This is a genomic window from Orientia tsutsugamushi str. Boryong (genome assembly GCF_000063545.1).
GTDB classification, from domain to species: domain Bacteria; phylum Pseudomonadota; class Alphaproteobacteria; order Rickettsiales; family Rickettsiaceae; genus Orientia; species Orientia tsutsugamushi_C.
The window spans coordinates 1658370-1679470 of the sequence record NC_009488.1 but is presented as its reverse complement, the minus strand read 5'-3'; the positions used below and the strand labels follow the sequence as shown (position 1 = coordinate 1679470).

Sequence of the window (21101 nt, the reverse complement as noted above, 5' to 3'; positions counted from 1 at the left end):
TTTAAGCTAATTTTATTTTTCCTTTTGAATTATCCTTTTCAGCTTCTTCTGTAGCAGCATTAATAAGCGTTACATGGCTTGGAGTTTTTGGAGTAAAAGTTAACATTAAATCTTGAATTGTTTTGTGTTCTCCTATTACTGTTAAATAAAGCTTCTTTTCTTCTTCTCGTGGAGCAATAAACAAACATCCAGACTCATGAACTACAACTTCGGCTGCATTTTGAGGATACATAAAAATATCATTGATTTTTTCATCTTTAAGATTAATTCTTGTTGGCCCACTATCAGAAATCTCAAGCTTCAGCAAATTATCAACTTCTAACTCATATTCTACCGCATATACATCACTAAACTTGACTAAAGCAATAAACCCTATCATAAACCTCAAAATTCTAATACTCATTTTTTTATTCCATTCTCTTTAACGCCAGTTAACAACAAAAGGTAATTAGGACTTCGCTTGTAAGTCAAAAGGTAAGTCTTATCGACAGCTATATGTTTACTATCGCTAAACCAATAACGAAGCGTTCCACTAATTAATACTCCATCCTTTATCACTTCAACCTTCTTCGGAAAAAAGACTGAAGACACATTTGAGCCTTTAACAAATTGCAAGTGATCATGAAAAAATTTATTTAAAGATTCAGTATTACTAGATGCAACTTTCATGTCTGCTATTTGTCTTTCTACCTCATTTGGAGAAGTAGTAAATAAGAGTTTCGTTACATAAATTGCCCATTCCTTTAAATAGGTTTCATGGTAATTTTTTGATGAAACCATCATTTTACGATCAGGCTCCATTGCTGGAATTAATAACCACTTTTCTTCTTTGGTAATTGCAGCCATTATCGCAATTATATTAGCTGCAGCTAGCAATATAGTTACTGAAAGTAAGCATTTATTATATTTAACCAGCTCTTGTATAGCATTTTGCTTAAAGAGATGATTCATTACTTGCCAACTTTTTTGCCCAAAAGCCTTGGATATCCTAATGGAGCTGGCAATAAACCTTTAGCTACTAAAAAACTTTTTAGCAAAAAATTCTCAGATACCTTCTTAATTTTCTTAAAGCAATAACATAGAGCAATTCCTCCAACCATAAAGGCTAGGCCTAATTTAGCATGCCTGCTGTTTAGTAGTACAATTCCTGGAGCTACTCCAGCTAGCACTACTCCCCATTCGTCAATGCTCAAACCCATATACTTCAACGGCCTCGATAATGCCCAACATAATTTTTGATTTTGTATAATCACCTTCAGCCTCAATTGTAGCATGAGATTTCTCATTCTGCTACTATAATGTTTAAATTAGCTAAATATCTTCAAACACAGATTTTACCTGCAATAATTAGTGTTCATATATGCATGTGCGACATGAAATCGCACTATTCTTACCACAACGTTTATATCAGTCAGATAGTATTATAAATATTATAACTTCTAGCACATTCACTAATTATTTGTATAGCCTTAGACATATACTCTCGTACTAACTCCATACAAGCTATAGTATAAGGTATTGTTGAGTTTGGATTAATATGATTCAATGCTATACTAATTGTCCTCTGACTTTCGCCTGCATCCCACATACAACTTGCAAACGTCCTTCTTAGATCGTGTATTCTGAAATTTTTTATGCTTGCCTTTTCACAAATTATCTTCCATGCGGTATTTGGATGCGATAAGTGTCCGCTTTCGCTAGTAGAACTTGGTAGTACCCATTTACTTGTAGATATTAATTTCCTTGCTTGCAATATTTCCATTGCCTCATCTGTTAATGGTATATTTTGCGCCTTTCCGTTCTTAGTTTTTGGTATATGCCATATTTTTCTTTCAAAATCTATATTGTCCCATTCCATCTCTAACACATTACTTTTTCTAGCTCCAGTATATAACGCTAGTAATGCAAAATCTCTTATCAATGGACTTGCTTCTCCGCATAATACTTGTAAAAATCTACCCATTTCATCGTAACTTAGACGTCTCTCTCTTGCTTGCAGTTTATGCTGCTCTATCCCTAGAGTAGGATTGTTTTCTATTAATCCCCATTTTATTGCCTTATTAAATATAGTGCGTAAGGTTGCTAGCAATGCATTTGCTGTGGCATATTTTCCCTCTTTGCTGATATCATTGAATATTGGTTCAATATCACTCATTCGAATCTTGCTTATCTTTTTTTCATATAATGCTTGTGCATAAGTATGTACTCTGTCAGCATTCTCTTTCCAGTTTATAGTATATATTTTGGCATACTCTTCAATATACTTATAACACAGCTCTTTGAATGTAATATCGTTAGCTTTTCTTTCTCTTTCTTTTATACGATTCTCATTTTCTTCTATCTGTTGTTGATGTTTTACTGCTCTTGGATCTATTCCGTTCGCCATTAATGTCTTTAATTCTCTTGCTATTTTTCTAGCTTCTTTAATAGATAAATATGGAAATTCCACTATCCTTATTTTTAAACTCTGGTTTTTATATTTTTGTTCTAAAATCCATGTTTTTCTTACTATTCCTCCACAGACTGTACATGAGATTTTCAGTTTAAGTCCTATTATATCTGGATCGTGGATAATTAATAATTTTTCTCCCTTAGGAATTTTAATTTTACGTAGTGCTCGATTTATAAACTTTGATGATATTGAAGTCATAATCACCCCACATAATATTAATATTTATTATTAAAGTATTACGTTTAATTAAACAGATGATCTATATTATACTTTTTATTTGATAGCAAATTTTTATACTAATTTGTTCATAATACATATAACTTAAAAATCACTTATCAATCCTAGATTGTATATATTTTTCGATCATTAGATTAACCTCTAGATTGAAAACTGGCCCCCAATTTCCTAAATTTTCTGTCAACCTTTTGTCAACCTTTTGCTTTAATTTTTTTGTTATATTGACAAATATTGGAAATATATTTATAGTTAAAGTTGAAGATTAATTATAAATATTAATAAAAGTTAACACAAGTTAATAGTAGGTTCTATAAAGTATAGAAGTTAATAAAAATTAACATTTTTTCTTCTTTATATTTGATATGTCTTTGTAGCTTTATTAGTAGGCAATGTTTTTACATAAAATATAGCTTTTTTAACTTTATCAAGATTAATGCGTTTATCAAAACTATGATTAATCAAGTCCAGCTTATCAAGTAGTTTATTGATATGTTCACAATTTAAAAATGCCAACATTATTTCATCAGTCTCCATTAATAATTCTAATTTTCAGTCATCATATTATTCCATTGTTCTGTCGAAATTTCAATTCCATTATCATGAACAATTAATAGTAATATTCTATGATTTGTCTTTTGATTTGTAGAAGCCAGCAAATCAACTTCAACACTAATTTCGCTGCATTTACTATTAGTAGCATTGCAAATTAATAGTGTTAGTACTGCCTGTATTTGAATACTATTTACAATGATTAAATCTTTTATATCATTTTTAAAATTGCAGCTAAGATTTATTCCTTTATTTTCTGTGAATGGCTTCAGTGCTCTAATATTACATTTACTTTTGCCTGAATACCAAAATCTCCAGATTTTATAGTATGACTCATAAAATGCTTCCATATCTTTTAATTAAGTTGTACTGGTATATCGCAAGTAATAGCTGTGAACTTATTTGCCTCGCTCTTTATTTCTAATTTGCCACTTAGTTTGTTAACAATGTAATTTGCAAATTCTAGACTCGAGTTTAATATTTCTGGATACTCTAATGCTGGATGCAAATCAGTAAATTTTGCATTTATTTCTTGTAGTTTTTCTTGTGAAATACCTTTTCCGTTATCACGTACTATGAATCTTAATATTCTGTCTTTTTCATTCGCCTTTCGATACGGCGAAGTAAATAACCTAACTATAACATCAACCTGACAGAATTTATTAACTCTAATAGCTCCACTTATTAATTGACTAAGTATAGTTTGCAATAGACAACTATCTCCAATAACAATATCATTGATGTTATCCTGAACATTGTAACTGATCGATATTTCTCTATCTTCAGCAATTTCTTTCAGCGAGCTAATTGTATCCTTCAATAGTTTTTGTATGCTAAATTTTTTTGAATGTACATTTTGAAGCTTAATTTGGCCTCTAAGTGAGTAAACTATCCTGTTACAGTAGTCTTGTAGGTTAGCGGCACAATTAAGTATTCTTGCTACGCTAGTAGTTTTATATTCTTTTTCTTTGAAATCACTTTGCCTGCATAGTAGATCATCTGCTAGATCTTTGATTTTAGCAGTAGTAAGATCAAACGTATATTTAATTTTTTGAATCAAATCTATACAATATTGCTTCATTGACTCAGCTTCCTCTAGATAATCTTTCGCTTGTTGTAGCTTTATTTTCATTCCAATATATTTATCTGCCTTCATATTTTCGGTACAAAGATAAATATTTCTTTCCTTAGCTGTAGATACTAACTTAACTGGAATAGGTGGTAGATGAATTGTCCAAACATCTTGAGAAATGTCTTTCGTTTTCTTGATATTCTTTTTTTTATTTTTCATAATATTCTCCATTTGACTAATGTTACGAATTTAAATTACTAGTTTGTATCGGAATGCTGACTAAAAACTTTGTATAATGTCCTTCTTTACTGTCTATCTTAATGCTTCCTTTCATTTCATATGTAAGATGTTTGATAAATGCTAACCCTGAATCTAATGCTTGATGCTTAATTAAGTGTGGATTTTTTAATTCAGAGTTCATCTCTTGTAATTTGTTTTTTGAAATGCCATCTCCTACGCTATGCACTACAAATTGCAATATTCTATCTTTTGAATCTGATATGCATAAAGAGCCTTGTAAGCGTTATTATTACTAGTATTACGAGCTGTTTTTTGGTATAATCTCAATAGAGATTCAACTAACAGCAATTAATTAAACTTCATGTGTCAGTAGCTGTTGCTAATAAGTCTAAGCCTTTTCTTCATTGGATTGGTAGTAAACGAAGAATTGTTAATAAATTAATAGAACATCTTCCTCAAAGTCCACACTATAATCACTATGAACCATTCCTTGGTGGAGGTGCTTTATTTTTTCAAGTTAGGCATCTTTTTAAACAATGTTTTTTGTCTGACATCAATCTCGATTTAATTACTAGCTATAATGCTGTTAAAAATAATCCTAATGAGGTCAATAGATTACTAAATCTATATCACAAAAATCATTCGAAGGATTATTATTATAAAGTTAAAAACAAATATAGTAATAATCCGAATGAGATTACCGCAAAATTTATATATCTTAATAAATATTCTTTTAGAGGAATTTATAGAGTCTACAAAAATGGACAATCTGCTCAAACATTTTCTGGTGAATGCTACATTAAACTCCATATTGCATCTAGAATAAATCAATGTAGCAACCTTTTACATGGCGTATCAATATGCTACTGATTTTTCATTTATAGAGCCTCAACAAAATGACTTCGTTTATTTTGATCCTCCTTACCATAAATCTGGAGAACTGTTCTATACTAGACTTCCATTTGATGAAAAAGATCAAATTAGATTACGGGATTTTGTCCAAGAATTAACAAATAAAGGTGTTAAGATTATGATTTCTAACAATAACACTACCTTTATTAGAGACTTATACAAAGATTTTAATATCAATACCGTTACAGTCATATACTCAATCAATGAACAACGCAATCCTGTTAATGAGCTAATCATTACTAACTATTCAACCTAACTATTTGACCTGAGCTTAGCAATTAAAGACGAACTCGCCATTCAAACCGTATATGAATAGGAAGTGTATATAGTTAGCCATTGTGCTACATTCAATGTCTAACTATGTATCTCTTGATAAGTTTATTGTTATACCAACTCCTAAGTCTATACCAGTATCGCTATCACCATTGAAAACTGATACTAGGCCACCTGTAACAAAAATTGATGCTTTGTTACCTTCAATAATAAAGGCAAAATAATGTCAGTTAAAATTACTAAAGGCAATAAAAGCGACCTATCTGTATCTTCAGTTTTTTCTAAATGCTTATCTGGTAAATTGTTTGGTGATAAAGCTTACATATCTAAAGAGTTATTTCATCAACTGCTGACCAATGGTTTACGTTTATTTACTAATCTTCGTAAAAATATGAAAACATATTTATTGGATATACAAGATAATCGGTTATTAAATAAACGTTCTTTAATTGAATCTGTCTTTAATGTACTAAAAAAACATATGCTTTTAGAGCATACTAGACACCGTTCTCCTCTTAATTTCTTTGTTCATATAATTGCTTCTCTTGCTAGTTATTCTATCTCTAAACTTAATCCCCATCTTATCTCTTCTTCTTCTCCTGACTCCTTATCCTAAATTGATGTTTACAATGCATTTTTTCATGTTAGGTTATTCCATTTTATTTAAATTTTCTTTATAACTCAACATTCTCACTTCATACTTTCCATTATCCTAAAAATTTTCAGCATTCAACTGAAAAAGACAAAATCATTCCTCTTTCTTGCTACTCTATGATGTATCAATTTATCCAACTTATGCTTTTATTATAAGGTTAGATGTTTGTTAACACTGCCTAATATTTAGTTAAACCATGATTTTCAAATATTCATACTTATGTGCTTTTCAATCCAAAGTTTTGCTTTATCACTAAGAAGTAGCTTCACTTGATCGTTTATTCTTTGACAATAATGATGAATATATTCTTTTTCTTCGTTAGTTAGTAGTGAGGTTAAAATAAGATCACTACAATATGGAACAAGCGTTAAAGTCTCAAATTCTAAAAATCCTTCATATTTTGAATTTTTAACAAACATAAGATTTTCTATTCTAATACCATACTTACCTTCTTCATAGTACCCTGGTTCATTTGAAAGTATCATACCTTCAGCTAATGCTACATCGTTATTATATTGCCCAATAGATTGAGGACCTTCGTGAACACTAAGACAATTACTAACTCCATGTCCAGTACCATGAGGATAATCAAGGCCATGATGCCATAAATTTCTTCTAGCAATAACATCTAGATTACTTCCTACTGTTCCACAAGGGAAAACACTGTTTAGTAAAGATATATGTCCTTTTAGAATCAAAGTATATCTCTCCTTTTGTAACGGAGTTGCTTGTCCAATTACTATTGTACGAGTAATATCAGTAGTACCACCGAGATATTGTCCTCCAGAATCTACTAATAGAATTCCATCACCTTTGATTAACTTTGCAGATTGATTTGTTGGTTGATAATGTATAATAGCACTATTTTCATTAAAGCCACATATGCTATCAAAGCTATTACAAATATAATTTGGCTGTTTTTTACGAAAGCTAGTAAGCATTTCGCTTAAACTATATTCAGTAATATTTATTGATTCAAGCTTATGTTGAGTAACTATATCATCTAACCAAGCAAAAAATTCGCATACTGCTACTGCATCATTGATATGGCATTGCTTAGCGGCAGCAATTTCAACTTGATTTTTACAAGCTTTCATTGTTGAACACAAATCATGTTGCTGCTTAACAATTTGCTTATTTTTAATTGGTGATAAAAAGCCTATAGGACAGCTTTCACTAACAAGAATTTTATTTGTAATATGCTTCAATATAACATTAATATCAGTTTCTGAATATAATTTAATAGTTTGATATCCTTGATTAAGGTGTTGCTTTACTGATTGATTCAAACGTTCTAAATTTGTAAAAAGATACACTGATTGATCCTTGCAATCTAGGTAAGCGTATGATAGCATTAAAGGTGTAAATTCGGTATCATATGCCCTAATATTAAGCAACCAGCATATTGATGTAGAATCAGTAATAAAATATCCATCAACATTTTTATTTTTAAGCTCAATAAATAACTTAGAAATTTTATCCTGAATTGTTTGTCCTGCATAGTCTATTGAGTAAATCCAAGCATTAGTCGATGGTTTAGAAGGCTGGTTATTCCAGATCAAGTCAATTAAATTTGGTGATATAGTCTTTAATTTTAACTTCTGAAAGTAGGTAATTGAGTGTAAGTTTAAAAGATAAGGATCATAACCTATAATCATATCTGTATCACTTGAAATAATACTACACCAATCTGTTGTCAAAATATCTTTGATATTTATAATTTGAAATTGCTCCAAATCAACTTGGTTACTTGCTTGAATTAAATATCTACCATCAGTAAATAATATAGCTTTATTTAATGTAATTATGGCTATTCCATATGATCCAGAAAATCCGGTAATATACTCCAATCTTCTAGCATATTTCGGAGCACATTCACTTTGATATTCATTACTGGAAGGAATAATGTATCCACTGATACCAAATTCTAAAAATTTTTGCCTTAATTGCTTCAACCTTTGTTCATTATGCTTCATAATTCATTATTCATTAACCATTTTAATCCATTCTTCTTCATTAATAATTTTAATTCCTAGTTGCTGAGCTTTCTGTAGCTTGTTTCCAGCTTTGTTACCTACTACCAGTAAATCAGTATTATTAGATACTTGAGTACCTACCTTTGCTCCCAATTTCTCTGCTTGTACTTTAATTTCAGACCGTGAAACAGTAGCAAAAGTTCCAGTAAATACTATAGTTTGATTTGATAATAACAAATTATCACCATGATATTGCCAATCTTGTATAGTTAGTATATTAACAAGTTTTGTTATCAAATTCACATTAGCTGAAACCATAAAAAATTGCTTTAACTGGTCAGCAGTTTTTACTCCTAACCCTTCTATATTACATAATTTTTCATATATTTCTGTAACATTATTTGCCAATTTTAGTGATTGATCTATAAAATTTTTTGCTGTTTTAAATTCTTTAGCTAATAATTTAGCGCTATATTTACCAACATGTTTAACTGCTAACGCATAAATAAATCTGTCTAGAATGACATTTTTAGCTTGATTGATATTTTTAAATAGCTTGTTTACAGATTTTATTCCCCAACCAGCTATATCTTCAAGTTTATTTGAAGATAAAAGTTTATTATTCTCTTCTAACAAGAATATATCAACTATATTTACTATGTACTTATTATCTAATAAAAACCGTATTCTCTGTCTACCTAATCCATCAATATTTAATGCATCTTTTGATACAAAGTGACAGATACGTTCATAAATTTGAGCTGGGCATGCTAAACTGTTACCACATCTTGCTACTGTTTCTCCTTCATTAACAACTAAATTCTGATTACAAGAAGGACATGTTGCAGGAAATATAAATCTTGTAGAGGATTGTGCATCTCTAGCTGATAAATCAACACCATTAATTTTTGGAATAACATCGCCTGCTCGATGTAAAAACACATAATCACCAATTCTAATATCTTTTGATTCTATTTCTTGTTTATTATGCAACGTTGCTCTTGATATTGTTACTCCAGCAATATTAATAGGAATAAGCAATGCTACAGGAGTAACAGCTCCTGTTTTGCCAACCTGTAAAGTAATGTTAGTTATCTTTGTTCTACCAATTAATGCTGGAAATTTATACGCAATCGCAAAACGTGGACTAGTACTAGTAGCTCCAAGTCTTTCCTGCAAAGCAAAATCATTCACCTTGTACACTACTCCATCTATCTCAAATGCTAAATTGTTGCGTTCTGTAGCAACGTTATTATAAAATTCTATCATTGAATGCAGATTATCTGATAATATATAATCTGTATTAACGGAAAACTTAAGCTGAGATAGTTTCTGTAGTAATTCAAACTGCGTACTAGCAAAATGGTGATTAGTTACTTCTCCTAATGCATAAACAAAATATTTTAGTGGTCTTTGAGCTGTAATAGCAGGATCAAGTTGTCTAATTGAACCAGCAGCAGCATTACGTGGGTTAGAAAATAAAGCTTTACCTAGTTTCTGTTGTTGAATATTTAAAACTCTAAAATCATTATTAGTAATATAAATTTCACCTCTGACTTCAAATACTTTATCAGTAATAGGCAAGGTTTGAGGGAAAGATTGTATTGTTTTTAAGTTTTCAGTAATATTTTCTCCAATCTGCCCATCACCTCTAGTGCTTGCTAAGGTTAAGACCCCATACTCATATCTAGCATTAAATGACAATCCATCAATTTTATATTCACAAACAATTTTGGGGCAATGATCTATTTTTAAAAAATTTTGTATCTTAGTAATAAAATTGCTAATATCCTCTACACAAAAACCATTTGCTAATGATAGCATTGGCTTAAGATGTACCACCTTAGAAAACTGCGCACTTGGTGTAAATCCAACTTTTTTAGAATGATCATTTACTAATGCTAAATGTGGAAACTTGGCTACAATTTTATTATTTAAATTTTTCAGAACATCGTATTGTGCATCAGTAACTAAAGGATTATTGTCACTATAATAAGCTTGATCATATTTTTGTAATTCCAAAGCTAAAAAATCCACAATTTTCTTAGCATGATCTGATGTTAATTGTTCAATATTAATCGTGCTAATATCTAGCTTATTCATTTTTATGTATGATGTTTAATAAACTATAAACTATAAACTATAAACTATAATACTCCAATTTTTGCAATTTTTAACATTTACATTATACACTTTGTTTCATTCTTTACTCTGAGATTACTAAAAAACTTTTGTAATAATTCCTTAGATTGCAACTCCATAATACCACCATATATTTCTGGTTTATAATATACCGTTGTATTATAAAAGAGCCGTACACCGTTTTCTATAGCACCAAACTTTTCATCATATGCTCCAAAAAATATACGATCAATTCTAACATGAGATAACGCAGCAGCGCACATTGCGCATGGTTCTAGGCTAACATAAATATCATAACCATGTAAGTATTTGCAGCTTAACAAACTGCAAGCTTTATTAATTGCAATAATTTCAGCATGAAAAGTAGGATTTAATGTAGTTTCAACTTTATTATAAGCTCTAGTTAATACAGTTTTTGTTGCTCGATTAACTATAACTACTCCTACAGGTACTTCACCTAAGTTAAAAGCCTGTGAAGCCTGCTCTATTGCTTGTAACATAAACATAGCTATAATATGATAATATTTTTCCCTAATAAATAATTAAAGAGTCACATATATATCAAATTTTCTCTTGATACATTACACACTGTTCATAGCCAGCAGGATCTTGATGAATTAATACTTCGCAACCAGGAAACTCTTCTTCAATTTTAGCACTAATATCGTCAGCAATTTCATGAGCCTGAAGTAAAGTCATATTTCCATCAACCTCTAAGTGACATTGTATAAATGGCTTATTACCAGCATATCTAGTCTTAAGCTCATGTACCCCTAAAACTTGTGTATTTTGACGAATAATATTCAAAATTTTTTGCTTTTCTGTTTTATCAAATTCTTGATCAAGAAGATTTTTAAGCGCTTTTCTAAACAGTTTGATACACCCATATAGTAAATATACGCTAATCAGAATAGCAAATACTAAATCAATAAACCAAAAATTTACACTAACTTTTAATGATATAATAACTGATAAGTTAGTTAATAAATCAACAAAATTATGCAATTTATCAACTGCTACAATATAAGACTGAGTTTTCTTATACACATAGTTCTGATAACAAACTAGCATAAATATGCAAACAGATGATACAATCATAACATTAATGCCAACATTATGATGACTCACTTCATGAAAATTAAATAGTTTGTTAATAGCTGAAAATAAAGTAAAAATAGCAGAACAAAAAAAGAATATAGATTGAGAAAAAATAGCTAAGTCTTGTACTTTATTATGACCAAAACGGTGATTATCATCAGGAGGTAAGAGCATTATACGAACTGCTACCATATTTATTAATGACGAAGAAATATCTAACATAGAATCTAGTAAAGATGCAAATAATGCTACAGAACTAGTAGTAATCCAACCATATATTTTAATTGTTAAAATGACACTTGCAGTTGCAATAGATAGCAGAATTGCGCTTTTTATTAGTTTTGAGTGTTGAAGATAAGTAGGAACTGCTTTATGTTTCATATTTTGAATGTATTTAATTTTAGTGTCATTAATATGTACTATTTATAGTAGTATGTAGCGTAAATTAGTCAACAGTGGAATATAATAATCTTTATGTACTCATTATACTCTTAATAATGTAAGTGAAAATTTATAGCTACAATCAATATAACAAAAATACAACAAAAAATAATAATAACGTGCTAGCAAATATAGTATAACAAAATCAGCTTGCGTAGCATTTATATATAATATCAGCTTGTAATATATATTAACATTGGAAAAATTTTATGGGGAATATTGGACGGCCACTTCAAAAGTTTTTAAAAACTCAAATGAAGGTCATGACAAGAATGGATATGGCTCAAGGAAGTGGAGTATCTTATACTGAAGTATGTGCACTAATTGCAGGTGCAAAACCAAATCCACGTGTAGAAACTGTTGTAAAGCTTGCTAATTTTTTTAAAAAGCCTGTAGATGAAATATTAAATAGAAAACGAAAATGCACAAATACAAGTATAAGTAGTGGTTATATAAACCCTGAGAAAGTAAATCATCATATCAAGCAATTTTTACTACAATTCATGCAAGAAAAAGAACTTCGTGCTTCTGAATTATCTACAGGTGTTGGTCATAGCATTATGGCTATATCCGACTTCATATCAGGTAAAAAAGAATCAATAGGCAGCACAATTTTAGTAAACCTAGCAGATAAATACGGGCTATCTCTTCACAGTATACTGAGTGGAGCATTATTAACGCAAGAAATAACAGAAAATAAGGATACATCATTACTTAGCCAAGAACATGAACAAAAGCTTGCTACTATTAGTATAACAGAAGGTAATGTTTTTTCTCATTCTGAAGCACAAACTACTAGCCAAGATATACATGGTGCCACACCTCCTCAAACATTAGTTGAGCGTATTCTCGCTGAAGGAAAAAAGAAGTTAGGTCAAAAAGAATCAGCTGTTGCACGTGTTATGTCTGAAAGACAAACAGATGAAGAAACAAGTAGATCAAGCTCAATTGCATCACGTGTTATGGATAAAAGAACAAAGGATAGTACTTCAAAGAACAGAAATTTATAAGCACAGATACTAGAATCAAATAGTATATATAAGGTTATTTTTACGATTATAACTTATATTAAATGAAACTCAACTATATACAAGCTTTTTGCTAACAAAGTTACTATATAAGCATTCATGAAAAACAAAGATTTTGATCATAGTTATTTTTTTGCTATATTTTCGCAGTATAGCAGTATAAAATGTATTGTTTTTGAGATTATAACGCAGGTAAGAGTTACCGCTTGCCACTAGCTCAGAGAACTGTATTATGCCAATAAGAATCGGCTTAAAGTATAACTGTTTGAATAATGTTTGTTATGATGATAAAGCAATGCTATTTTCTTTAGTTGTATGTATTTACTTGAAAATCTTATGTTTTCATAACATTATCCTAAAAGGATTAGTTTAGGATAATGAAAAATCCAAACGTTATAATGCACAAGGTATACAAGGGATAATGTTTCGTTATGAGTTTTAATACATTAATTAAATACAATCTTAATTCAGGACCATTTACTGATCTAATATTTCTAGCACACACGTTTTTGTAATATCCATGCTTAATAACTAACCATTAGACCTCTTTCGAAACTGGTTAATATAGTTCAAAATTATAAATGCCAGAGATCAAATTAAATCTAAAACCGAATCTTTTACGTCTATTTCGATATTTATCAGCAATAATTTTGAACTACATTAGACCTCTTTCGAAACTGGTTAAGGTAGTTCAAAATTATAAATGCCAAAGATCAAAATAAATCTAAGAACGAATCTTTTACGTCTATTTCGATATTTGTAAGCAATAATTTTGAACTACCTTAACCAGTTTCGAAAGAGGTCTATTTTATGTTTTAATCTTTTCTCAAAATACTCATTCCACTGTTTATCATACGGATTTGGCTTCGGATATAATCTTAACATGTCGTTTAATAGGAAGTTTTGTTGAATCAAATAGTTTATAAGTGGTTGGGATTCCATCTGTGTTTTGTTAGCCAAACTACTATAAAACAATATCATAACTGTTTTATAGTGGTTTAGCTATACATAACTTTGCATCGCACTTTATCATAACACATGATATATCACAAATTAAAAAGATAGTTACCTTAGTAGAGAAAGATATAACCAAGACTTACGCATATGTATATATAAACTACTAAAAACTGATAAATCTTGATTGTATCATGATTATTTACAATTTTAATTCTAATTTGTGTTTCTATTAAAAATGGATTTTTTTGATGTTTTTGTGGAAATCATGCTTTTAATAATTGGATAATGTTAAACTTGCTCAACAGATACTACTTCTGGAATATAGTATTTGAGTAATGATTCAATACCTTGTTTTAATGTCATAGTAGAACTTGGGCAACCTACACATGCTCCACGCATTTGTAGCTTTACTATTCCATCTTTAAAGCTATGGTATTCTATGTCTCCACCATCCATTGCAACTGCAGGTCTGACTTTAGTGTTAATAATTTCTATGATTTGTTTCTCAATTTCTGAAAGATTAGCTTGCTCTATATTTTTTTTTTCGGCTTCAGATTCAAAGACTGGTAATCCTGCTACAAAATGGTCCATTAGCATAGTTAATATTTCAGGTTTAATTACTTCCCAACTTCCATCGCTAACTTTTGTAACAGTAATAAAATCTTCGCCAAAAAATACTTCCTTAACATTTTCAATTGAGAATAACTTACGTGCTAAAATACTATGAGTACATTCTTCTCTGGTACTAAAATGTACTGGATTACCAGGACTAATTTTTTGGTCAGGAAAAAATTTTAGTGAATTAGGATTTGGAGTTTGTTGAGTTTGAATAAACATAATATAAATAATAAGTTAGAAAAATATTAGTTGAAAGTTTAAAAGATATACTAATGTGGTTTAATTGTCTTTGATATCTTTAAATTTTTGTAATAATAGTGTTTTTAATTCGCCATTTCTATACATCTCTTTAACTATATCGCACCCGCCAATAAATTCCTCTTGAATATATAATTGTGGAATAGTTGGCCAATCAGTATATTCTTTTATTCCTTGCCTTAAATCATCATCGCACAGTACATCTATGTATGTACAATTAATATTTTTAAAATCTTTAGTAAGTTCTTGTATTATATTAGCAACAATAGCAGAAAAGCCACATTTAGGAGCATGTATAGTGCCTTTCATGTATAACACTATATCATTGCTTTTTATCTGCTGCTCTATTAACTGAAAAATATTATCTTTATTCATAGGAATTATATACAATATCACTAACTTCAAAATATTATATAAAACTTTAAAGGTAAAGTTAAGAGGAATTATAATATGATAATTGATAAGATTGAAAAAATCTTTGCAAAATTTGCTGAGCGATGCCCTGAGCCAAAAACAGAACTAGAATATTGCAATCATTTTACGTTGTTGGTTGCTGTTATACTTTCAGCTCAGTCTACTGATAATGCTGTTAATAAGGCTACTAAGGAGCTATTTAAATATTATAAAACTCCTGAACAGTTTTTGCAGCTAGGAGAAGAAAATTTAAAAAAGCATATTAAGTCTATTGGACTATATAATAATAAAGCTAAAAATATAATTAAACTTTCTGAAATTCTTGTCAAAGAGTATAATGGACAAGTTCCAAATACTATGAAGGAGCTTGAAGCACTGCCTGGCGTAGGTAGAAAAAGCGCTAATGTAGTACTAAGTTGTGCTTTTGGAGTAGCAACTATGCCAGTAGATACTCATGTTTTTCGAGTGGCTAAAAGGATAGGTTTAGCTACTGGAGCCACTCCATTAAAGGTTGAAAATGAATTGCTATCAGTTATTCCAGATAGGTGGCTATTATTAGCACATCATTGGTTAGTATTACATGGTAGATATATATGCAAAGCTCAAACTCCCAAATGTTCAGAATGTTTTCTTAATAATTATTGTCAATATTTTTTATCAGGACAGAAAAAATGAGTCAGCTAGAAATTGCATCAAAGGAATCTGAAACTAAACAATTAATAGTGATGTTACATGGAGTAGGATCCAATGGTCATGATTTAATAAGCATTGCTCCTTTTATGCAACCATATTTTTTAGCTGCTCACTTTTTTGCTCCAAATGGAATTGAACAATATGATGGTGCACTATATGGCTACCAATGGTTTAGTTTGAAACAACGAGATCCTGAAATATTAAGAATTGAGTTAGAGCGAACTAGTCCTTTAATTATTGATTTAATTAATCAAAAGCAAAAGCAGCTTGGACTTACTAATCAAGATACTATCTTAATTGGTTTTTCTCAAGGAGCTATGACTTCTATATATTTGACTTTATCAGCTAAAATTCCTTTTAAAGCGACAATTGGATTTTCAGGCGCAATGGTTTCTCCTAAATTAATTACATGTACTGCAACTCCCATATGTTTGATACATGGTAGAGAAGATACAGTTATACCTTGTGATATTAGTTTAAATTCGTATCAAATTTTGCAATCTTATAATGTTAAAGTTGAACATTATCTTATTGATAACTTAACTCATTCAATTGATATGAATGGAATTAACACAGCTAATAATTTTATAAAACGAATAATATCTATCTAATATTTGTCAACCTTGACAATCAAAATCTTTATTATTATACTTCTTCGAGCTGAAGCAAGTTTCTATTCATCTGAATGTACGGTTTGTAATTTAGGTACTGTATATATTAAGCATGTTAACTAACACTAATAATAGTTCATTTGTTATCAAAAATCATAATTTTATTTAAAAAGTTTTATTTGTAAGCTTATTATCAATAGATAATTTTAGTCTGTTGAAATAAGAATAGGCATTATTTAACCTATTGTAAATGAATTGATTGTTTAGACTTAATTTCATCTAAAAAGTTAAGATCTGAAATTAATATGAGGAGTGATTATGAATAATAATAAGCTGTATCTATTTAAAGATAGACGGTTTATGCCTCTGTTTATTACTCAGTTTTGCGGTTGCTTAAATGATAACATATTAAAAAGCGCATTAGTAATTTTGATTGTATATAAATTAGCAGATGCTAATATGTTACTAATGGTAAACGCAATATTCATTTTGCCATTTATTATTTTCGCAGGTATTGCTGGTCAGATTGCAGATAAATTTGAAAAATCTCGCTTAATTAGCATTATAAAAACATCGGAAATTGCTATTGTGACATTAGCAATATATGGCTTTTATATTAATAATTTCATGATATTACTAGCTGCAATAGGTTTAATGGGAGTGCATTCAGTATTTTTTGGGCCATTAAAATATAGTATGTTATCTGATCAGCTTGGTAAAGATGAACTATTAGGAGCTAACGGTTATGTTGAAGCTGGTACTTTTTTTGCTATATTACTTGGAAATATTTTAGGTGGAATTTATATTATTAGCCCTGTAATTGTTATTTTACTGATGGGAATAATAGCAGTTGGAGGGTTAGTTACAAGCTTTTTTATACCTAAGTCTCGTAATTATGACTTATCACTAAAAATAAATTATAATGTATTGTATGAGATTTTTAGTATTGTTAAATATTCAGTTAGTAAAAAGAATGTTTTTTTGTCAATATTAGGAATATCATGGTTTTGGTTTATTGGAGCTGTTTTTTTATCACAAATACCATTATTAGCTAAGGATACTCTTGGAGCTGATGAAAATGTTGCAAATCTTTTTTTAGCAGTGTTTTCTATTGGCATTGCTATTGGTTCATTTGGATGTAATAAACTGCTGGACAATGAAATTACTGCAGAATACGTTTTCATTGCTGCTATAGGAATTAGCATTTTTGGAATTGATCTGTTTTTTACGAGCAAAATACTTAGCGCTGTTGATTCAGAGCCAGATCAACTTAAAAGCATAATTTTCTTTTTGTCTAAAAGTTACAATTGGCGAATATTATTTGATTTGTTAGCTATTTCGATAATTGGAGGACTATATGTAGTTCCACTTTATGCAGTGATGCAGTATTTTACAGCTCCTAGTTATAGATCAAGAGTAGTTGCAGCTAATAATCTTATTAATTCAATTTTTATGATTATTTCTACAATTATTCTTTCTATATTGTTTAAGCTAGAATGTTCTATACCTTTTATAATACTATTTATTAGTTTATTAAATCTTGTAGTTGCGGGATATATTTATCAATTTTTGCCTTCAGTTAAAATTGTTCCTTTTGTTATATTAAGGGCTATATTTAGATTTTTTTTTGATAAGTTTTACAGAGTTGAAATTCATGGTCTGCAAAATTTCATTAATGCAGGTAAAAGAGCAGTAATTGTTGCTAACCATATTTCTTACTTAGATTCTGCATTATTAACTGTTTATTTGCCTGGAAAATTAATTTTTGCTATTAATACTCATGTTGCTCAAAAGTTTTGGGTTAGACCTTTTTTAACAGTAGTTAAAGCTTATCCTATTGATACTAGCAATGCAAGTGCTACTAAATCTTTAATAGCTGAAGTGAAAAAAAATCGCAAAATTGTAATATTTCCTGAAGGAAGAATTAGCATTACCGGCTCTTTAATGAAAATATATGAGGGGCCAGGTATGATTGCTGATAAATCTAAGGCTGTAATTTTACCTATTCGTATTGATGGTTTACAATATACTGTTTTCTCGAAATTGGAAAATCGTCCTAAAACTACAATATTTCCTAAAGTGAAAATTACTGTATTACCTCCTGTGCGCATCAGACCATTACCTGAACTCGATTTTTCTGAGCGCAGAAAATATATTAGTCACAAATTATATGATATAATGACTGAGATGATTTTTAGGAGTTCTGATTACAATCAAACTATCTTTCAGTCTATAATTGATGCATCAAGGCGTTATGGACAAAATAAATTAATTTTGCAAGATGTTGCTAATAACAGTTTAACTTATAGACAATGCTTAGTCCGATCGTTTGTATTAGGTAGATTGCTTAGTAAGGTTATTAGTCCAGGTAATTATATTGGAATCATGCTACCAAATAGCGCTGCTGCTACAGTAACTCTATTTGCTTGTATGGCGTATAATTTTATACCAACTATGATAAATTTTACTCTAGGAATAAAAAGCATTATTTCTTCATGCCGCACAGTTGGTATAAATATTATTTGCACTTCAAGGTTATTTATTGAGAAAGCTAGATTACATGAGCTAAATTATCAGTTAAACAAATTTTTTAGGATAATATACTTAGAAGATTTAAGAGAAAACTTAAATCTTTCAACTAAGATTACAGGTTGGTTGGCAGGATTTTTTCCTAGAGCTTATTATAATATCATTAATAAAAATAATGACGGTAATTCGAGAGCAGTAGCATTGTTTACTGCTGGAACAGAGCAATCTCCTAAGGCAGTAGTATTATCACACAACAACTTATTAGCTAATAAAAATCAAGTAGCAGCTGTTATGGATTTATCAACTTCAGATATAGCCTTTAATGCATTACCAATGTTTCACACATTTGGGTTATCAGGAACTATACTAATGATGCTTAGTGGAGTAAGAACTTTTCTTTATCCATCGCCACTAGATTATAGAGCAATTCCTGAAATGATTTATGATGTTGGGGCAACTATTATGTTTAGTACAAGCACTTTTTTAAATAATTATGCTAAGTATGCTCATCCATATGATTTTTATTCTTTAAGAAGAATATTTGCAGGAGCTGAGAAGTTAAGGCATGAAACTAGAGAATTATGGTTTAAAAAACATGGAATTAGAATTTTTGAAGGTTATGGTGCAACTGAAGCTTCGCCAGTAATTAGCGCCAATACTCCAATGCATGATAAACCTGATACAGTAGGAAGAATAATGCCTGCTCTGAAATATAAAGTATTAGAAGTTGAAGGAATTAGTGATGGAGGAAAATTGTGTCTTAAAGGCCCTAATATTATGCTTGGGTATATTTTGCCAAGTAATCCAGGAGTGATTGTTCCGCCAAGAGTTGATGGGTTAGGTGATAGGTGGTATGATACTGGAGATATAGTCACAATTGACGATGAAGGATATATTACAATCAAAGGTAGAGTCAGAAGATTTGCAAAAATTGCAGGAGAAATGGTTTCACTTGTAGTAATTGAAGATATTGCTAGTGCTATTGATATTAATAGTAAGAATGCAGCAGTTTATATTGAGGATGAATGTAAAGGAGAGCAGGTTATATTATGTACTGATAGCAGTATAGTTACACAAGACCAATTTACAAAACATGTACTTACTGCTGGCTTGAGTAAGCTATATATTCCAAAGCATATTATTCATATTTCAGAAATTCCATATTTTGCTACTGGTAAGGCAGATTATGTTTCTGTTAGCACAATTGTAAAAGATTTATTGTTTGCTCAAACTAAAAAATCAGAAGAAAATAGCATTAAATAATTTTTCAAAATCACTACTATCACTTGCATTTGTGAGTTTTTTTATAATAAGGTGTAGGTACAATATGCATATGTTAGACAGCACAGTGAGAGAAAGTGTAAAGATTATTCACATAGCGAAACAAAAAATTTGTTAAGAAATTTTTTTGATAAAATTTTGTAACCAAATCATAATTTACTTTGATTAACAATTTTTCATTGGTACTATATAAAAAAGCTTAGTAGCTATCTGAAGTCACTACTAGTAAAATCTTTTCTAAATTGAAATGTAGCAATTGAACTATAATAATTATGGTTCGATAAACCTTTTAAAATTAAATTATCTACTACAATGAGGTTTGAGCATAGAAAAAGGTGATAATAGATTCATAAAATTTACCAAATTGAGTAATTTGATTTCTAATCCACATCTTCATATTAGTCTAAAACTTTTCTATCAGATTGAAATCTAGAAAATAAGGTAGCAGAAAAATAACTTTACAACCAACAGAATATATGACTAATACTTTTTACAAAAAGTGAGTTAATACATAGCATCAAAAAATAATGTTCTATTATCTGTAAAGTATATGAAACCTACTATTAATGTTTAATCTACCGTTAATTTAACAGTAGTTGAATTTATATTTTTTGTCAATGCAAGTATACATATTTTACAAAAAATCAGAACATATACAGCGCAAA

At 29.7% G+C, this 21101-nt stretch carries 18 protein-coding genes and 4 pseudogenes; 6 read left to right on the top strand and 16 right to left on the bottom strand.

The annotated features are described in order from the left end of the window. Nucleotide 1: 1 nt before the first annotated feature. The 8 genes from OTBS_RS07935 to OTBS_RS07900 all read right to left on the bottom strand — a co-directional run bounded on the left by OTBS_RS07935 (nucleotide 2) and on the right by OTBS_RS07900 (nucleotide 4776). Complete coding sequence (locus OTBS_RS07935; RefSeq protein WP_011944247.1) at nucleotides 2–403, bottom strand: hypothetical protein; 402 nt, start codon at nucleotides 401–403, stop codon at nucleotides 2–4. Next, nucleotides 400–951 (bottom strand): TraE/TraK family type IV conjugative transfer system protein, encoded by a 552-nt coding sequence (locus tag OTBS_RS07930; protein WP_011944688.1) that lies wholly within the window; start codon nucleotides 949–951, stop codon nucleotides 400–402. The genes OTBS_RS07935 and OTBS_RS07930 overlap by 4 nt, the downstream gene beginning before the upstream one ends. Further along, complete coding sequence (locus OTBS_RS07925) at nucleotides 951–1286, bottom strand: hypothetical protein (RefSeq protein WP_011944246.1); 336 nt, start codon at nucleotides 1284–1286, stop codon at nucleotides 951–953. The genes OTBS_RS07930 and OTBS_RS07925 overlap by 1 nt, the downstream gene beginning before the upstream one ends. Before the next feature lie 125 nt (nucleotides 1287–1411). Continuing rightward, complete coding sequence (locus OTBS_RS07920; RefSeq protein ID WP_080571893.1) at nucleotides 1412–2650, bottom strand: tyrosine-type recombinase/integrase; 1239 nt, start codon at nucleotides 2648–2650, stop codon at nucleotides 1412–1414. 390 nt (nucleotides 2651–3040) lie between these two features. Continuing rightward, nucleotides 3041–3205, bottom strand: a complete 165-nt coding sequence (locus OTBS_RS07915; protein WP_232488983.1) for a hypothetical protein — start codon at nucleotides 3203–3205, stop codon at nucleotides 3041–3043. Nucleotides 3206–3231: 26 nt separating this feature from the next. Beyond that, complete coding sequence (locus tag OTBS_RS07910; RefSeq protein ID WP_041621331.1) at nucleotides 3232–3588, bottom strand: hypothetical protein; 357 nt, start codon at nucleotides 3586–3588, stop codon at nucleotides 3232–3234. A 5-nt stretch (nucleotides 3589–3593) separates the two neighbouring features. Then, complete coding sequence (locus OTBS_RS16995) at nucleotides 3594–4529, bottom strand: sensor histidine kinase (RefSeq protein WP_041621150.1); 936 nt, start codon at nucleotides 4527–4529, stop codon at nucleotides 3594–3596. A gap of 22 nt (nucleotides 4530–4551) precedes the next feature. Continuing rightward, nucleotides 4552–4776, bottom strand: coding sequence for an ATP-binding protein (locus OTBS_RS07900; RefSeq protein WP_232488982.1), 225 nt, complete (start codon nucleotides 4774–4776; stop codon nucleotides 4552–4554). A 137-nt stretch (nucleotides 4777–4913) separates the two neighbouring features. Here OTBS_RS07900 and OTBS_RS07895 point away from each other — a divergent pair. After that, a pseudogene (locus OTBS_RS07895) lies at nucleotides 4914–5718 on the top strand (DNA adenine methylase). Between the two features lie 22 nt (nucleotides 5719–5740). Here OTBS_RS07895 and OTBS_RS18505 read toward each other — a convergent pair. Beyond that, nucleotides 5741–5961, bottom strand: a pseudogene (locus OTBS_RS18505) (hypothetical protein); the annotation flags it as partial. Between OTBS_RS18505 and OTBS_RS07890 the strand changes: the two are divergent. Then, nucleotides 5941–6351, top strand: a pseudogene (locus OTBS_RS07890) (transposase); the annotation flags it as partial. The pseudogenes OTBS_RS18505 and OTBS_RS07890 overlap by 21 nt on opposite strands. 242 nt (nucleotides 6352–6593) lie before the next feature. Here the strand turns inward: OTBS_RS07890 and OTBS_RS07885 are convergent. The 4 genes from OTBS_RS07885 to OTBS_RS07870 form a co-directional block, all read right to left on the bottom strand. Then, nucleotides 6594–8366, bottom strand: a complete 1773-nt coding sequence (locus tag OTBS_RS07885) for an aminopeptidase P family protein (protein WP_011945023.1) — start codon at nucleotides 8364–8366, stop codon at nucleotides 6594–6596. Nucleotides 8367–8372: 6 nt separating this feature from the next. After that, entirely contained in the window at nucleotides 8373–10469 is a 2097-nt protein-coding gene (ligA, locus tag OTBS_RS07880) for an NAD-dependent DNA ligase LigA (protein ID WP_011945022.1), read from the bottom strand. A 77-nt stretch (nucleotides 10470–10546) separates the two neighbouring features. Further along, nucleotides 10547–11008, bottom strand: a complete 462-nt coding sequence (locus tag OTBS_RS07875; RefSeq protein WP_173361680.1) for a nucleoside deaminase — start codon at nucleotides 11006–11008, stop codon at nucleotides 10547–10549. A 61-nt stretch (nucleotides 11009–11069) separates the two neighbouring features. After that, entirely contained in the window at nucleotides 11070–11987 is a 918-nt protein-coding gene (locus OTBS_RS07870) for a cation diffusion facilitator family transporter (protein ID WP_011945020.1), read from the bottom strand. 269 nt (nucleotides 11988–12256) lie between these two features. On the opposite strand from OTBS_RS07870, the gene OTBS_RS07865 reads away from it, so the two are divergent. After that, complete coding sequence (locus tag OTBS_RS07865) at nucleotides 12257–13057, top strand: helix-turn-helix transcriptional regulator (RefSeq protein WP_011945019.1); 801 nt, start codon at nucleotides 12257–12259, stop codon at nucleotides 13055–13057. 577 nt (nucleotides 13058–13634) lie between these two features. Here the strand turns inward: OTBS_RS07865 and OTBS_RS14600 are convergent. The 3 genes and pseudogenes from OTBS_RS14600 to grxD form a co-directional block, all read right to left on the bottom strand. Further along, nucleotides 13635–13730: pseudogene (locus tag OTBS_RS14600) on the bottom strand (IS5/IS1182 family transposase); the annotation flags it as partial. A 590-nt stretch (nucleotides 13731–14320) separates the two neighbouring features. After that, nucleotides 14321–14869, bottom strand: coding sequence for a NifU family protein (locus OTBS_RS07860; protein ID WP_011945017.1), 549 nt, complete (start codon nucleotides 14867–14869; stop codon nucleotides 14321–14323). 60 nt (nucleotides 14870–14929) lie between these two features. Further along, complete coding sequence (gene grxD / locus OTBS_RS07855) at nucleotides 14930–15283, bottom strand: Grx4 family monothiol glutaredoxin (protein ID WP_041621330.1); 354 nt, start codon at nucleotides 15281–15283, stop codon at nucleotides 14930–14932. 75 nt (nucleotides 15284–15358) lie between these two features. On the opposite strand from grxD, the gene nth reads away from it, so the two are divergent. The 3 genes from nth to OTBS_RS07840 all read left to right on the top strand — a co-directional run bounded on the left by nth (nucleotide 15359) and on the right by OTBS_RS07840 (nucleotide 20418). Then, the gene (gene nth, locus OTBS_RS07850; RefSeq protein WP_011945015.1) at nucleotides 15359–15997 is read left to right on the top strand and encodes an endonuclease III; all 639 of its coding nucleotides are present in this window, start codon (nucleotides 15359–15361) and stop codon (nucleotides 15995–15997) included. Then, nucleotides 15994–16626 carry an alpha/beta hydrolase gene (locus tag OTBS_RS07845; protein WP_041621329.1) on the top strand — a complete coding sequence of 211 codons (633 nt, stop codon included), beginning with the start codon at nucleotides 15994–15996 and terminating at the stop codon, nucleotides 16624–16626. The genes nth and OTBS_RS07845 overlap by 4 nt, the downstream gene beginning before the upstream one ends. Before the next feature lie 318 nt (nucleotides 16627–16944). Next, entirely contained in the window at nucleotides 16945–20418 is a 3474-nt protein-coding gene (locus tag OTBS_RS07840; protein WP_011945013.1) for an acyl-[ACP]--phospholipid O-acyltransferase, read from the top strand. The last annotated feature ends 683 nt before the right edge of the window (nucleotides 20419–21101 follow it).

Coding starts and splice junctions, on each gene's coding strand:
- nth (WP_011945015.1), top strand. CDS start 15,359: ATGATAATTGATAAGATTGAAAAAATCTTTGCAAAATTTGCTGAGCGA.
- OTBS_RS07930 (WP_011944688.1), bottom strand. CDS start 951: ATGAATCATCTCTTTAAGCAAAATGCTATACAAGAGCTGGTTAAATAT.
- OTBS_RS07885 (WP_011945023.1), bottom strand. CDS start 8,366: ATGAAGCATAATGAACAAAGGTTGAAGCAATTAAGGCAAAAATTTTTA.
- OTBS_RS07840 (WP_011945013.1), top strand. CDS start 16,945: ATGAATAATAATAAGCTGTATCTATTTAAAGATAGACGGTTTATGCCT.
- ligA (WP_011945022.1), bottom strand. CDS start 10,469: ATGAATAAGCTAGATATTAGCACGATTAATATTGAACAATTAACATCA.
- OTBS_RS07920 (WP_080571893.1), bottom strand. CDS start 2,650: ATGACTTCAATATCATCAAAGTTTATAAATCGAGCACTACGTAAAATT.
- OTBS_RS07910 (WP_041621331.1), bottom strand. CDS start 3,588: ATGGAAGCATTTTATGAGTCATACTATAAAATCTGGAGATTTTGGTAT.
- OTBS_RS07870 (WP_011945020.1), bottom strand. CDS start 11,987: ATGAAACATAAAGCAGTTCCTACTTATCTTCAACACTCAAAACTAATA.
- OTBS_RS07935 (WP_011944247.1), bottom strand. CDS start 403: ATGAGTATTAGAATTTTGAGGTTTATGATAGGGTTTATTGCTTTAGTC.
- grxD (WP_041621330.1), bottom strand. CDS start 15,283: ATGAATAAAGATAATATTTTTCAGTTAATAGAGCAGCAGATAAAAAGC.
- OTBS_RS07865 (WP_011945019.1), top strand. CDS start 12,257: ATGGGGAATATTGGACGGCCACTTCAAAAGTTTTTAAAAACTCAAATG.
- OTBS_RS07925 (WP_011944246.1), bottom strand. CDS start 1,286: ATGAGAAATCTCATGCTACAATTGAGGCTGAAGGTGATTATACAAAAT.
- OTBS_RS07875 (WP_173361680.1), bottom strand. CDS start 11,008: ATGTTACAAGCAATAGAGCAGGCTTCACAGGCTTTTAACTTAGGTGAA.
- OTBS_RS16995 (WP_041621150.1), bottom strand. CDS start 4,529: ATGAAAAATAAAAAAAAGAATATCAAGAAAACGAAAGACATTTCTCAA.
- OTBS_RS07860 (WP_011945017.1), bottom strand. CDS start 14,869: ATGTTTATTCAAACTCAACAAACTCCAAATCCTAATTCACTAAAATTT.
- OTBS_RS07845 (WP_041621329.1), top strand. CDS start 15,994: ATGAGTCAGCTAGAAATTGCATCAAAGGAATCTGAAACTAAACAATTA.
- OTBS_RS07915 (WP_232488983.1), bottom strand. CDS start 3,205: ATGTTGGCATTTTTAAATTGTGAACATATCAATAAACTACTTGATAAG.